The organism is Bacteroidales bacterium, from assembly GCA_035299085.1.
Classification (GTDB): domain Bacteria; phylum Bacteroidota; class Bacteroidia; order Bacteroidales; family UBA10428; genus UBA5072.
Genome location: DATGXG010000024.1, coordinates 36607 through 51475 on the forward strand (window position 1 = coordinate 36607; position 14869 = coordinate 51475).

Here is a 14869-nt window from a genome sequence, read left to right on the forward strand (position 1 = left end):
TAACAATTAAAAAAAATCAGTAACCCGAAGGTGGTATTTTAATCTACAAATGTCGTTTCATAAGAACCAGGAAAATGGAAAAAGATCACACCAGCGAAATAGATATCCTGCTTAACAGGTGCATTCAGGGAACAGGTTCCAGTGTCGATTTCGAAGCCGCTGAAAAGTGGATTTCCGAATCCCCGGAAAACAGGATACATTATCTCCATCTAAAAAATATATCTGATTCATCAGTTAATTTGCCGGTTTCAACTGAACAGGCTCTTGAAAAAGTTATCAGATCCGTAAGTCCGGTTAATAAACGCGCCTACATACTTACTCAATTCCGGAAAATTGCAGCCATACTGTTTTTCCCTCTCCTTGTCTACACAGTATGGTTGACTCTGAATTTTAACAGGGAGAACAAGATGCTGGAAAACTCCCGCCATACTGTATCAGCCGCTTTCGGTTCATATTCTTCCCTGACCTTGCCTGACGGATCAAAAGTATGGTTGAATTCAGGGAGTCAGCTTAGCTACCCTGAACGTTTTACAGGAAACAACAGGAATGTTTACCTGAAAGGTGAGGCTTATTTTGAGGTTCATTCGGACAAGAGCCGGCCTTTTTTTGTAAATACACCGTATTTTCGGGTGAGGGCAACCGGTACGAAATTTAACGTGGACACTTATAACAACCAGTCGATTGCTGCTGTAACGCTGGTTGAGGGACGGGTCTCCGTTGAACAACCAGATGAAAGGAGCCCTCATATAGCTGATCTGAAGCCGGGTGAATGCCTGAAGTATGATACACTAATGCATCTATCCTCAGTTTTTAAAACAGACACATATAAATACATAGCCTGGAAAGACGGGAAGCTTGTTTTCAGGAATGATCCGCTGAGTGAAGTAGTTCACAAGATAAGCATGCAGTATAATGTAGAGATTGAAATACTGGATAAAAAAACAAGCAATTACAGGTACAGGGCAACATTTGAAAATCAGCCCTTAAATGAGTTGCTTGAACTGTTGAAAATGTCGGCTCCTATCGATTACAGGGAAATAAGCCCTGTGACCCTTCCCGATCATACCTTTTCAAAAAGAAAGATTATAATTTACGCCACAACTGAGAATTAACCTTAACCATACTTATATGAAACAGCTTATACATAGTTCTCTTAACAGCGGCTGATTTTCAAATCTGATCCAAATTCTGATACTTTCTTTGATTTTATTGATTCAGGCAGTGTGAGTAATTACGCAATATTCCTGAACAGGTAGTTTTTTGTCTTAATTCACTAACAGAAAAAACAATGAGAATTTCCAGATTTTTTTATCTGCTGGCCTTTACTCTGCTCTTTCCGGTATTCTTGAATGCACAAACATCCCAGGTAACACTGAATATGACCAATGTGCCTTTAAACGATGTATTGAATGAGATTGAAAGACAGAGTGATTTCACATTCCTTGTAAATCAGGACATTGTTGAAACGACTTTGAAGGTAAATGCAGTGTTTGTTAACAAACCCATAAAGGATGTATTGGACGTGCTTTTTAAGGACCTGAACATCAAGTATGCGGTGAGTGGTCATCAGATTATACTAACGCAGAAGAAAACAAAGGATGGATCCGGTACCTCCCGGCTTAAGCAAATAGCGGGATGGGTTACCGACGACAAAAACAAACAGCCATTACCAGGTGTCACTGTTCAGATCAAAGGATCAGGCAGGGGAACCATCACTGATAATGAAGGTCATTATGCAGTTGATATTCAACCTGACGATTCTGTTCTGATCTATTCCTTCATAGGGTATGAACCACAGGAAGTACCTGTTAAAGACAATGGAATAGTCAACATTTCGCTTCAGGAAACCGCAATAGAACTTGAGAGCGTAGTTGTGACGGCACTTGGCATCAAACGTGAGAAAAAAGCGCTGGGCTATTCGGTACAGAATGTTGGTGGTGAAACCCTTCAAACTATAAAAACAGCGGATCCAACAACCTCACTTACCGGAAAAGTTTCCGGCCTTCTTGTTAAGAACAGCCCGAATTTTGGTACCGATCCCATTATGAACTTAAGAGGCGAACCCCCGCTGATTGTTGTGGATGGGGTTCCTTCGAGTAATGTAAAGCTAAACGACCTGTCCCAGGATGATATACAAAGTATTGATGTATTAAAAGGAGCCACAGCTTCGGCACTGTATGGTTACAGGGGAGCAAACGGAGCTATTATGGTTACTACCAAAAGGGGCAATAATACAAAAGGCATTACCATATCGGTAAATACCTCCACAATGTTTAATCTTGGATTCGTTGTTAAGCCTGATGTTCAGACATCCTATTCCTCAGGTTATAACGGCAAATACGGTAATGATTATATATGGGGTGACAAGCTTGATATTGGCAGAACAGCTACTTTATGGGATCCCTATAAAAAAATGTGGGTCGAAAATACTCCGCTGGTTTCAAAAGGTAAAGATAACCTTAAAAACTTCCAGGAACTTGGCTATGTTACAAACAATAACATCAGCCTGACAAGCCACGGCGAAAACGGGAATCTCAGATCATCTGTTTCCTATGTGTACAATAAAGGCCAGTTCCCGAACCAGAAATTAACCAAAATTACCTATTCATTGGGCGGGGATATGAAATTCAACCGGCTGACACTCGAATCGAATATTTCCTATTCAAAGCACACATCTCCCAATATCAGGGGAAGTCAGTATTCAGGGGGATATCTCTATAACCTGATCGGTTGGCTGGGCTCGGAATGGGATGTTCGCGATTACCGTGACTATTGGCTGGTGAAAGATCAGAGTCAGAACTGGTTTAATTATGAATGGTACGACAATCCTTATTTTCTTGCCTATGAAGTACTGAATACGGCTGACAGGGACATTTATAACGGACATGTTACAGCATCCTACACATTCAATCCATGGCTGAAATTATCACTGCGTTCCGGCCTGGACACATATATTGACCGATACACCTACAGGAATCCGATCGGATCAAGAAATGCCTATAGTTATTACGGGTATTTCGAGGATGATAAAAACTCAGGATACAGTACCAACAGTGATTTGATACTCACCCTCGACAAGAGTTTCGGCAAATTCAGAATAGAAGGACTGGCAGGAGGTACCCTGTTTTTCTCAAAAGATGATGAATTCAGTGCAAATACTGAAGGAGGACTTTCGATCCCCGGTTTTTATTCCCTGAAAGCTTCTATAGATCCTATCGGTTGGTCAACCTCACTATACAGGAAACAGGTAAATAGTCTTTACGGTCGTGCCGCATTATCGTGGAATAACCTTGCCTTTATTGACCTTACAGGACGTAACGACTGGAGTTCAACCCTTTCAAAAGACAGTCGGTCATATTTTTATCCTTCGGTAGCGGGAAGTCTTATTGTTTCAGAACTTCTGCCGAAAATGTCATGGCTTGATCTGTGGAAAGTTCGTGGATCCTGGACCATGTCAAAGACCCCTGCCGGTGTTTATGATATTCTGAATGCTTACATCGTCAGCAACGAAGTATGGGGAGGGTTTAATTCCGCCAGCTATCCTTCGGAATTAAGAGACAACAATGTGATGCCTCAAACTGCGCAGACTTTGGAACTGGGAACGGCAGGCAATTTTTTTCAGAATCGCCTGCGTCTTGATGTAACCCTGTTCAGGATGAGAATCTACGATTTTTTATCATCAGCCCCTCTTAGTGATGCTACGGGATTCACTTCAAAATATGTGAACACTGATGAAGAAAGAATTAAAAAGGGGATTGAAATTACTCTTGGACTTACGCCGGTGAAATCTGAGGATTGGAAATGGGATGTTAATTTCAACTGGTCAAAGGATGCAACCTATTACTCAAAACTTGACAAGCAGTATTCTCCTGATGAGCTATGGGTATACAAGGGTGCGAGAGTGGATGCATATACTACAAGTGATTGGATGAGGGATCCCCAGGGTCATTTGATAAACAATAATGGCTTCCCGGTACGTTCAGATTACAGCAGTGTTGTGGGGTACAGCAACCCCGACTGGATATGGGGTTTGAATTCGGATATCCGGTTTAAGAACCTCCTCTTGAGCTTCTCGCTTGACGGACGTGTGGGCGGTGTTTCATTCTCCAGGCTGGATGCCCTTTTATGGAATTCCGGAGCACATAAGGGAACCGATACCAAATGGCGTTATGATGAAGTAGTAAACGGGCTTAAGAATTGGGTAGGCCCGGGAGTCAAAGTTGTTTCCGGAGATGTGACATTTGATTCCTATGGTAAAATTACTTCGGATACCCGGGTTTATGCACCCAATGATGTACCCGTGTCCTATGAAAGCTATATGAAGGATAATTATCACAGGGGAGCCTGGAGTTGGTGTTCACAGGATATATTGGAAGAAACCTTTATCAAACTCAGGGAAGTCTCTCTTTCTTATGTAATTCCGAATAAACTGGCCACAAAGATTAAAATGAAAGATCTTGTCGTTTCAGCTGTCGGCCAGAATATTTTTTACTGGGGTAAGGAGTATAAAATTTCAGACCCTGACTATGGATCAGCATGGGACCTGATCTCACCATCCATCCGCTATGTGGGCTTCAATATCAAGTTTAATCTTTAACAAAGAAATATGAAAAATCTGATTGCCATACTATTGATTCTGGCAGTAAGTGCCGGCTTTTCGTCTTGTTCCAAATTCGACGAATGGAATACTGATCCTAACCAGACAACTTCAGTTATTCCCGAACTGCTGGCTACTGATGTGATTTTGGGAACCGTCAAATATCCTGCTGTCGGCAAGGATTTTCTCTATAAAGATATGCTTGCCAAGTATATTTCCTATATGGAGGGTATGACCGATTACCAGTATAATAAGTTCGACAGGACAAGTTTCGGATCACTCCTTAAACTTACAAACGTTGAAAAAATGGTTGAGCTTTCAAAGGGCTCCATTTATGAAGACTCATACCTGGCTCTTGCAAAGTTTATACGGGCTTACACTTTTTATAACCTTACCATGAGTGTTGGAGACATCCCCTATTCGGAGGCAGGAAAAGGAGAAAGCGGCGTATATAATCCTGTTTATGACACTCAAAAGGATGTGATTATCGGAATACTGGCAGAACTTGAGGATGCTGCCGGTCTTTTCGCATCGGGCCGTGACTTCCCCGGGGATCCGGTATATAACGGTGATGTCCTCAAATGGGAGAAGGCTGCTAACAATCTGAGACTTAAAATTTTGTCTCATCTCTGGAAAAAAACCGACGATAGCGAAATAAACGTGGCTTCAACTTTTGAACAGATTGTAGGTGAAGGTAACCTTATGGAATCGAATGATGACAACTTCCAGCTTGTGTATTCCGAGACTGAAGTGGAACATTATCCGTTCTATAACAGCAATTTCAGGAAATATCCCATTATGAGTTCTACAATTATTTCCAAAATGAGGGAATATAATGATTACAGGCTGTTTTATTTTGCTGAACCCGCGGAATTCCAGATTCTTGGCGGAAAGCAACCTTCAGACACTTCTGCTTATATCGGGGTTAATCCTGCGGATGATTACAATACAATCAGTGCAAAATATGCAATTGGTAAAATAAGTGCCATTAATAAAAGATATTATGCCCTGGCTTCCGGTGAGCCCACTTTCCTGTTAAGTTATCCCGAGCAGTGTTTCATCATATCGGAAGCGATTTTGCGCGGATGGTTAACAGGCGATGCCCAGGCTTATTATGAAAACGGGGTTCGTGCCGCATTGAGTTTTGTGGCTGATCATACACCTGATGATGTGCAATACCACCATGGCAGGAAAATCACGCAGGAAGTGATTGATAATTATCTGGCAGGCCCTAAAGTAGCTTTTACAGGTACAACAGATGAAAAACTTAAAAAGATATTCCAGCAACGGTATTTTCTCGGATTTATGCAGGATGGATGGAACAGCTATTTCGAATTCCGCAGGGTTGGCTATCCCGTTTTGCCGGTTAATGAATTAACCAACCTGAATGCCGTAAAAACGCAACTGCCTTTGCGATGGCTTTATCCTTCAAAAGAGCTCACGAATAACCGGGCCCAGGTTGAAGAGGCCATCAACCGCCAGTTTTCCGGGAATGACGATGTAAATCAAATATTGTGGATTCTCCAATAATCATTGCCTAATTAATTAAACTTTTTCCTTATGAAAAAAAATCTACTTGTACTCCTGTCACTGCTGTTAGTCGCTTTTACGGCTAATGCCCAATTACCTGATAGAATTGGATGGTGGAAATTTGATGATGCCGGGGATATGCTTAAAGCGGAAACCGGTTCGCCTTTAACGTTAACTGGTTCTCAGACTTCAGTAGCAGGTCCGGTTGAAACCAATCTTGCTGCAGAAATAGGACCGGGGAGCTTTCTGAGCATGCTGCACGGTATGACTGCAACCGGAGAGGATTCTCTTGTTAACGAATACAGCGTTCTGATAGACTTCTCTATTCCGGAAGCCGGAATCTGGCATTCGTTTATCCAGACAACAATAGCAAATGAAGACGATGCTGACCTTTTTACCCGGGCAAGCGACAATGCTATCGGAACCGGTGCTACAGGTTATTCGGATAATACAGTTTCGGCCTCCACCTGGTACAGAATGGTTATTTCAGTTAAAAACGGTGAATTTTTCAAAGTTTACCTGAACGGAGCGCTTTGGCTTGATGGAACTCCCCAGGATATTGATGGACGATGGGCACTCGATTCAACCTTGCTTATTTTTGCCGATAATGACGGAGATGACGGCACAATTGACTGTGCTGAACTGGCCATATGGGACATTGCGCTAACAGGCAGTGAAGTACTGCAACTTGGAAATGCATTCGGTGATAAACTGGTGACTGCAATTACGGTAACCGGTGAGGGAGATGCAAGTACTATTGAAACGGATGGCGGAACGCTGCAGATGATTGCTACAGTGGAACCGGCGGATGCCACCAATGATTCAGTTGCCTGGTCACTGACAGAAGGTGAAGACAAAGCCAGCATTGATGAAACAGGTTTGTTAACTGCCATTAAGAATGGTACAGTTACAGTTATTGCCACATCCACTGACGGTGGCAATGTATCCGACAGCATGGATATTGTCATATCGAATCAACCGGTTGTGGCTGTTACAAGTATTGAAGTTACTTCCGAAGGAGATGCTGAAACAATAGAAACTCAGGGCGGCACACTTCAAATGTATGCACAGGTATTACCTGACAATGCTACTGATAAGAGTGTTACGTGGAGCGTTGTTCCCGGAACAGGTGATGCAACAATTGATCAAACCGGACTGTTAACGGCAGTAAGCGATGGTACGGTCGGAGTAAGGGCAACTGCTAATGATGGCAGCGGGATCTTTGGTGGAACCGTTATTCAGATTTCAGGTCAGACTGTGATTCGCGAAAGAAAAGGTCTTTGGAAATTTGACGACGCTTCAGATATGCTTAAAGCTACCATCGGGCAGCCATTGACATTAACCGGAACCCAAACCTCCGTGGAAGGTCCTGCTGCAGGTAACCTGGCAACCGAAGTACCTCTCGGAAGCTATTTAAGCATGACCCATGGCATTGCAGCAAACGGTGGCGGTAGCCTTGTGAATGAATGGTCTTTACAAATTGATTTTTCATTACCTGCTATTGACACCTGGTATGCGTTCTTCCAGACACTTGACGGCGATGCCGATTTATTTGTCGCCAAAACAGCTGCAGGTGACATTGGCCGTGTGCCCAATTCAATTGGCTGCGGCAGCACTCTTTACAGCACCAACACAGTAAGCGCAAATACATGGTACCGGATGATCGTTTCGGTTAAAAACGGTGAATTCTTCAAACTGTATATCAACGGTGAATTGTGGTTGGACGCTGCAGCACAGGATATTGACGGAAGATACGGATTAGAATCTGTTCTGGGTATATTCCAGGATGATGACGGTGATGACGGAACCATTATATGCTCCGAACTGGGGATATGGGATGTAGCTCTCTCCGAAGGTGAAGCAGCCGGTTTGGGAAATCCTTTAAATTCAGAAGTTACCGGAATTCACAATATTGAAAATGAAAGCGGAAATCTGGATCAGAATTACCCGAATCCGTTCAGGCAATTCACCACATTACCCTACCAGGTAACAAAAGCCGGCGATGTAACATTCCGGGTACTTGATATGAGCGGTAAAGAAGTTCGTACAATCCGCGAAGGATACAAGACTCCTGGTAATTATAAAGTTGAATTCAGCAGAAGCAACCTTTCTGCAGGCGTATATTATGTACAAATGGCTGCAAATAATACATCAAAAACCATCAAAATGGTAATTACTGAATAATTACTGGTCCATGAAAAGTTGTTTTGAGAAGTTTGCTTCCCGAAACAACTTTTCTTTTTTATTTATGCTATAACCCACCATTATGTTGTTGAAGAAACTCTTTTCAGTATCTCTTGCTTTATTTTTCATATTCATGAATGCTCAGTCCACAATTCCTGCCAGAAAAGGCTGGTGGAAATTTCAGGATCCGGCAAATCTCACATCTCCTGAACAGGGCTATGGACAGCCGTTAGTTCTTACAGGCTCCCATACTGCAGTCGAAGGTCCCTGGGCAGACAATCACGCTGTAATGATAGGTTCAGGCAGCTATTATAAAATGAATCATGGCATACAACCAAACGGAGGCGGAAACTATGTAAACGAATATTCGCTGATGGTTGATTTCAAAGTTCCTGCCCTTGGAGTATGGCATAGTTTCTTTCAGACTTCGGTAAATAATGGAAATGACGGCGATTTCTTCATTAACACTACGGGCAATATTGGTGTTGCAGCCGTCGGTTACAGCGATTACGCCATTGAGCCCGACCAGTGGTACCGGCTTGTCATTTCAGTAAAAAACGGTAACCATTTTACCTGTTATCTCGACGGAAAACCTTTTCTTTCAGGAATCACGCAAGATATCGATGGAAGGTTCTCACTTGAAAATCAATTGCTTGTTTTCGCCGATAATGACGGAGAGGACGGAGAAATAGTCTGCGCAGAACTTGCTATATGGAACCAGTCGCTCACAGCCGCACAGGCCATGGAACTGGGAGGTTATGGCCATGAAGTCAACCCGGTTGTGATGACAAAAGTGCCCTTTTTACAGCAGGAAGGAACCAATATGATGACCGTTTGCTGGCATGATATTGATGGCTCTGCAACCATTGTAAAATACGGAACCGATTCATTACTTACTGACAAACTGGAAGGAACGAATGAATTGATCAAGGAACCCTACCGTTGGCATACAGTTAAATTAACCGGACTTCAGCCCGGTACGCGTTATTATTACAAAGTAGGAAATGGCACGGCTTTTTCACGAGTTTATTCGTTCAAAACGTTGCCTGACAAATCCTACACGGGAAAGCTTAGATTTATCCTGCTTGGCGATACTCATTGCCCTGACAGTACTGCCGTTAACCATGTGCTTAAAACAGCACGTGAAAAAATATCTGAGTTATACGGACCGGATATAGAAAATCATGTAAATGGTATTTTCCATTCAGGGGATATTGTTGTTGATGGAAGTATACTTGAACAATATACAACTGAATTTTTAAGACCTATATCCGTTTTGTCACCCTATTTGCCAACCATGGCTGTAGCCGGTAATCATGAAGGCGAAAACAGCTATTTCTACAGATATATGAAACTGGATGATTATTCAGCATTTCCTCAAAACCCTGATCTGAATGAAAAAATATGGTCGATCCAGGCAGGTAATGGCTTGTTCATCGGCATGAATTCAAATATTACCGGAACCTACGGCAACCAGGAAATAAACTGGCTGAAAAGCAGACTGAATGAAGCTGAGGCGGACACTTCAATTGACTTTGTTTTTCTTTTTATGCATCATTTTCCTTATTCCGAATTATGGAACGTTTCCGATGAGAGTATTGAGTGGGTTAAAAATTCGGTTGTTCCTGTTCTCAAAAATTTCCCGAAAGTCAGGGAATTACACTACGGACACACGCATGGTTATGAAAGAGGAACACTACTGTCGAATAAGGAAGATGGCGATTTCAATATCATTTGCGGTGGAGGTGGCGGTGGAGGACTGGATCCGTGGGAATCGTCCGACAATCATGATTACAATGATATAAACAAATCCTTTAGCACCCATTTTTTCCAGGTTTTGGAGCTGGATGCATCTAATCACTCCTATAGTACGACTGTTTATGATGTCGGTAGTGAAGGCAACTGGAAGGACGGTAAAATCATGGATGTGATTTACAGGAAAAACGACCAGCTTGCTCCCCAACAACCGGTTATTGAAAATATAACGACCCGGAATGATTCATTGTATATTGCAACATCTGAATACAAGGGCGTTGATTCCCTGATGTCGTTACATTTACAGGTATTCAGGTCAAATCAACTGCTTGTTGATACCGTGCTTCAGGGAATGAATATTTATGGATTGAACCAGGGCTTGCCTGTAAACCGGAATGCTTCTGTCGATCTGAACCGTCTTGCTTTACCTGTGTCTTCGCTTGAAACAGGTTCCTGTGTATTTAAAATCAGATACCGCGATCATAACCTGAAATGGAGTGAGTGGTCGGCTGACTATAATGTGACATTGAATTCATCCGATGCCGCATCTGCTGATGGCCTTGGTTATATGCTTTACCAGAATTTCCCGAATCCGTTTGATGACAGAACTTCAATTACCTATTATATCCCTGAAAAAAGTGATGTAAACTTCAGAATTTTCGATCTGAAAAGCTCACTTGTCAAAACAATTGATGAAGGGATGAAAGAAAGAGGGCTATATACACTTATTTTAAAAGATGAGGAGTTCCCTACCGGAACCTTGTCCTACCAGATGATTACATCAAACGGCGTATTAACCCGAAAAATGGTGAAGAATTAAAATCGTTTGAGGTTTATTGTTTGAGGTTTATTGTTAACCAATACTCCGCCGTTTGCCTTAAAACCTCAAACTTCAAACTTTAAACCCAAAACCTCAAACCTCAAACTTCAAACCTCAAACTTTTTTATTTACTTTATAGTACATTCCAAAATGACATGAATAAACGCCTGTATACCCTGCTTATCAGTATGGTGGCTGCTTTGGGTGGACTACTATTCGGTTTTGACATTGCCATATTTTCAGGAATCATTCCGTTTATCCAGCCCTATTTTCACCTGAATGATGTGCAACTAGGGTGGACAGGCAGCAGTTTATATATCGGGTGCATAATCGGTTCGCTGGCAACAGGACAATTGACCGACCGCTTTGGCCGTAAATTTCCACTGCTCGTTTCTGCATTGATCTTTTCGGTATCCTGTATATTCACCGGGTGGTCACAAACTTACTCCTCCCTCATCATCTGGCGGATTATCGCCGGTATCGGTGTAGGCTCTGCTTCGGTGCTTTCACCGTTGTATATTGCCGAAATCAGTCCGTCGGACATCCGGGGCCGAATGGTTTCATTGAACCAGCTTGCCATTGTAACCGGAATCCTGCTGGCCTATTTCTCAAACTACATACTGGCTGATTTTGCCGATAATTGGAGATGGATGTTTACTTCCGGAGCCTTTCCGGCCGGGCTGTTCCTGATATGCACGCTATTCATTCCCGAAAGTCCGCGCTGGCTTATATTGAAAGGAAATGAAGAAAAAGGAGAAAGGATACTGACACGCCTGATGGATAAAGAAGCTGTGTCCAGGGAATTGCAGGAGATTAAAATTACAGTTGCCGGTGAAGTCCGGGGAAAAGTCAGCGATCTTTTTAAAAAGGGTGTGCGTTATATCGTTTTTATCGGGATTATCCTTGCCGTTTTCCAGCAGATTTCCGGTGCCAATGCGGTTTTCTTTTATGCCCCCATCATTTTTGAAAAAGCAGGAATGAATATCAAAAGCCAGCTTTTTCAGCAGATTCTGGTTGGATTTACGAATTTCATATTCACCTTTCTTGCGATACGATTGGTAGACCGGCTTGGAAGGAAAAAATTAATGGTCGGAGGCTCCTTCCTGATCGGACTCTGGCTTTTGATCATTGCTGCCTTTTTTCATTTCGGGTGGTTTAGCGGATTCGGGCTAACCCTCTTTGTACTGCTTTTTATTGCCACCTACTCCACAACCCTGGCGCCGGTAACCTGGGTGCTCATGTCAGAGATTTTTCCGAACCGGATAAGAGGTACAGCCATGTCGGTTGCCACAGGAACCTTATGGATATCCTGTTTTGCCCTGACGTTCGGATTTCCTATACTTTTCGGAAGCAACAATGGCAAAGGACTCCTGAGCCCGATGTGGAATTTCGTGCTGTTTTCAGGGATCAACTTCCTGTATTTCTTTATTCTTCTCAGAATGGTTCCTGAGACAAAAGGGAAAACACTGGAAGAGATTGAGATGGAACTGACAAAAAAATAGATCAAATGGATTTGATTGAATGAATAAAAGTTGTACATTTGCATACCAAACGGTCGGTTTGTGAACGAGACGAAAGAACATATTTTAAGAACTTCATTGCTCCTTTTTCTTCAGAAGAGCTACAGGGATGTTACCATGCGGGAGATCGTTGAAAAAACGGGAATGTCGAAAGGAGCTTTTTACCATTACTTTACCAGCAAAGAGGAGCTTTTTAAAGAGATAGTTACCCGGTTCATGTCGTCGGGGGCGGCAAATTATGCTGCTTTCAATAAAACGTCCCTGAAGAAGTTTTATGAAGACTACATCGATTCGCTGGATACTTCTTTGAAACAACTAAGCAACATGGTGGATGAAAAGGAAAGGGAGTCATTCAATTTTAATTTCTTTCTGATCCTCTTTGAGGCTGTTGGCCGTTTCCCCGAATTTCTTAAAATGGAATTACAGCAACACCGGAAAGATATTAATGCCTGGAAAAAAATTATAGCTGTTGCCAGGAAGACAGGAGAAATCAAAAGCGAAAACACGGACGAAGAAATTGCACAGCTTTTTCTTTTCTGCTCCGACGGTGTTTTTCTAAGGTTCATAAACAGTGATAAACCGGTAACTTTCCCGGATTTCCTCAGGTCGGCATTCAATTCAATATATAAGAATTTAAAAACCTGATTTTTTTTTATTATCCAACATACCGACTGTTCGGTATTATAATAAGATCTATGGAAGAAGTAATCAGAACGGATAACATCAGCAAATTTTACAGGGATGTGAAAGCGGTTTCAAATGTATCGCTCAACGTAAGGAAAGGAGAAATATATGGCTTCCTGGGACTGAACGGTGCCGGAAAGACAACCACAATCCGGATGCTGCTTGGCATGATCAAACCCACATCAGGCACAGCTTACATAAATGGCCAGAAAGTCAAAGCAAATAGTACGAATATATGGAAAGACACCGGTTACCTGGTTGAAATTCCCTATTCATACCCGGAGTTAACGGTGAGGGAAAATCTCGAAATCATAAGGCGGCTCCGCTTTTTAAATGACAGAAAGTCTGTGGACACGATAATGGAAAAGCTATCTCTGAGCCGTTATGCGGATCGGAAAACAAAAAATCTCTCACTTGGAAATGCACAGCGTCTTGGACTGGCAAAGGCACTTATTCACCAACCTTCAATTTTACTACTTGATGAACCTGCAAATAGTCTTGATCCTGCCGGTATTTATGAAATCAGGGAGATGATGAAGGACCTGGCATACAACCACGGGGTCACTCTGTTTATTTCGAGTCACATCCTTGGAGAAGTGTCGCGGTTTGCATCACGGATCGGGATAATTCACAATGGTCGGCTTATACAGGAAATCAATAGCAGTGAATTGGAAAAGTTATGCCGGAAACGATTGCTGATCAATACAGCCAATAATAAAGCAGCCACGGATTTAATGGTATCCAGGGGCATCCGCATAAACGAAACACCCGATAAGATGATTGAAATTTCAGACAACCATTTCATTGATCAGCCCGACAGGATGGCCGAACTTTTGGTTGGTAATAATCTCCCCCTCCTGCACCTGCAGGTCACTGAAGAAGACCTCGAATCCTATTTTCTAAGAACAATCAGTCAATCCAATTAATCATGAAAGCCCTGTCAATTCTTCGTGTAGAAATTCTTAAAGTTCAAAAATCAAAAATTCTTTTTATTACCGTCGGCTTTTTCATACTCATTCCGCTTATGATGGCTCTTATGATGTTTGTATCTAAAAATCCGGATATTGCGGCAAAACTCGGATTATTCGGAACAAAAGCCAAAATGTTTAATGAAAATGACTGGACAGGATTCGGAACGGTGATCATCCAGTCAATGGCCTCTGTTGGGTTCATCGGGTACGGGTTTGTCACTTCATGGGTTTTTGGCCGGGAACACTCTGACAGAACTTTCAAAGATATGCTATCACTGCCTGTCAGCAGATCATTGATAGTTTATGCTAAAATGACGGTTGCCTTCATTTGGTGCCTGATGCTTTCTGCCATTCTTTTTCTGGCTTCTCTGCTTTTCGGTTTAATGCTTGACTTGCCCGGTTTAACAAATCAGGTTGCCGTTCATTTCTCAAAAATGTTCTTTATGACTTCCGTTCTCACCCTGTTACTGAACCCGCTGATTGCTTTTCTTTCGGGCTACAGCAATGGTATTGTAGCTCCACTGGGGTTTATGATAGTAACCCTGATAATGGCTAATTTCGCCGGATTATTAGGTATAGGGCCTTATTTCCCCTGGTCAATTCCGGGTTTGTACTCAGTTGCTTCACATGATCCGGGGCTGCAATTACATTTTTCCAGTTATATGATACTTGCTGTCACTTTCTTTATAGGAATGGCTGGTACACTTTACTGGTGGAAAAATGCAGATCACAAATAACACCTGCAACCTAAAGTCATTTGATTACAACCCTGACAGGTCCTGCGGACTCTGTCAGGTTGTGATACCAG

The 14869-nt window shown here is 42.4% G+C and carries 9 protein-coding genes; all 9 read left to right on the top strand.

Annotated elements, in window-relative coordinates:
- Nucleotides 1-74: 74 nt before the first annotated feature.
- The 9 genes from VK179_06695 (at nucleotide 75) to VK179_06735 (ending at nucleotide 14798) form a co-directional block, all read left to right on the top strand.
- On the top strand, nucleotides 75-1112 hold the full coding sequence (locus tag VK179_06695; GenBank protein ID HLO58411.1) for a FecR domain-containing protein: 1038 nt from the start codon (nucleotides 75-77) through the stop codon (nucleotides 1110-1112).
- A 176-nt stretch (nucleotides 1113-1288) separates the two neighbouring features.
- Nucleotides 1289-4597, top strand: a complete 3309-nt coding sequence (locus tag VK179_06700; GenBank protein ID HLO58412.1) for a SusC/RagA family TonB-linked outer membrane protein — start codon at nucleotides 1289-1291, stop codon at nucleotides 4595-4597.
- 9 nt (nucleotides 4598-4606) lie between these two features.
- Nucleotides 4607-6127, top strand: a complete 1521-nt coding sequence (locus VK179_06705) for a SusD/RagB family nutrient-binding outer membrane lipoprotein (GenBank protein HLO58413.1) — start codon at nucleotides 4607-4609, stop codon at nucleotides 6125-6127.
- Nucleotides 6128-6157: 30 nt separating this feature from the next.
- Nucleotides 6158-8311 carry an Ig-like domain-containing protein gene (locus tag VK179_06710; GenBank protein ID HLO58414.1) on the top strand — a complete coding sequence of 718 codons (2154 nt, stop codon included), beginning with the start codon at nucleotides 6158-6160 and terminating at the stop codon, nucleotides 8309-8311.
- Between the two features lie 133 nt (nucleotides 8312-8444).
- Complete coding sequence (locus VK179_06715; protein HLO58415.1) at nucleotides 8445-10886, top strand: fibronectin type III domain-containing protein; 2442 nt, start codon at nucleotides 8445-8447, stop codon at nucleotides 10884-10886.
- A gap of 155 nt (nucleotides 10887-11041) precedes the next feature.
- The gene (locus tag VK179_06720) at nucleotides 11042-12388 is read left to right on the top strand and encodes a sugar porter family MFS transporter (protein ID HLO58416.1); all 1347 of its coding nucleotides are present in this window, start codon (nucleotides 11042-11044) and stop codon (nucleotides 12386-12388) included.
- A gap of 60 nt (nucleotides 12389-12448) precedes the next feature.
- On the top strand, nucleotides 12449-13051 hold the full coding sequence (locus VK179_06725; protein ID HLO58417.1) for a helix-turn-helix domain-containing protein: 603 nt from the start codon (nucleotides 12449-12451) through the stop codon (nucleotides 13049-13051).
- Nucleotides 13052-13101: 50 nt separating this feature from the next.
- The gene (locus tag VK179_06730; protein HLO58418.1) at nucleotides 13102-14016 is read left to right on the top strand and encodes an ABC transporter ATP-binding protein; all 915 of its coding nucleotides are present in this window, start codon (nucleotides 13102-13104) and stop codon (nucleotides 14014-14016) included.
- Between the two features lie 2 nt (nucleotides 14017-14018).
- Entirely contained in the window at nucleotides 14019-14798 is a 780-nt protein-coding gene (locus VK179_06735) for an ABC transporter permease (protein HLO58419.1), read from the top strand.
- Nucleotides 14799-14869 lie beyond the last annotated feature (71 nt).

Excerpts from the sequence above, each read along its gene's own strand:
- VK179_06735 (HLO58419.1), top strand. The coding sequence starts at position 14,019 with ATGAAAGCCCTGTCAATTCTTCGTGTAGAAATTCTTAAAGTTCAAAAA.
- VK179_06710 (HLO58414.1), top strand. The coding sequence starts at position 6,158 with ATGAAAAAAAATCTACTTGTACTCCTGTCACTGCTGTTAGTCGCTTTT.
- VK179_06700 (HLO58412.1), top strand. The coding sequence starts at position 1,289 with ATGAGAATTTCCAGATTTTTTTATCTGCTGGCCTTTACTCTGCTCTTT.
- VK179_06715 (HLO58415.1), top strand. The coding sequence starts at position 8,445 with ATGAATGCTCAGTCCACAATTCCTGCCAGAAAAGGCTGGTGGAAATTT.
- VK179_06705 (HLO58413.1), top strand. The coding sequence starts at position 4,607 with ATGAAAAATCTGATTGCCATACTATTGATTCTGGCAGTAAGTGCCGGC.
- VK179_06730 (HLO58418.1), top strand. The coding sequence starts at position 13,102 with ATGGAAGAAGTAATCAGAACGGATAACATCAGCAAATTTTACAGGGAT.
- VK179_06720 (HLO58416.1), top strand. The coding sequence starts at position 11,042 with ATGAATAAACGCCTGTATACCCTGCTTATCAGTATGGTGGCTGCTTTG.
- VK179_06695 (HLO58411.1), top strand. The coding sequence starts at position 75 with ATGGAAAAAGATCACACCAGCGAAATAGATATCCTGCTTAACAGGTGC.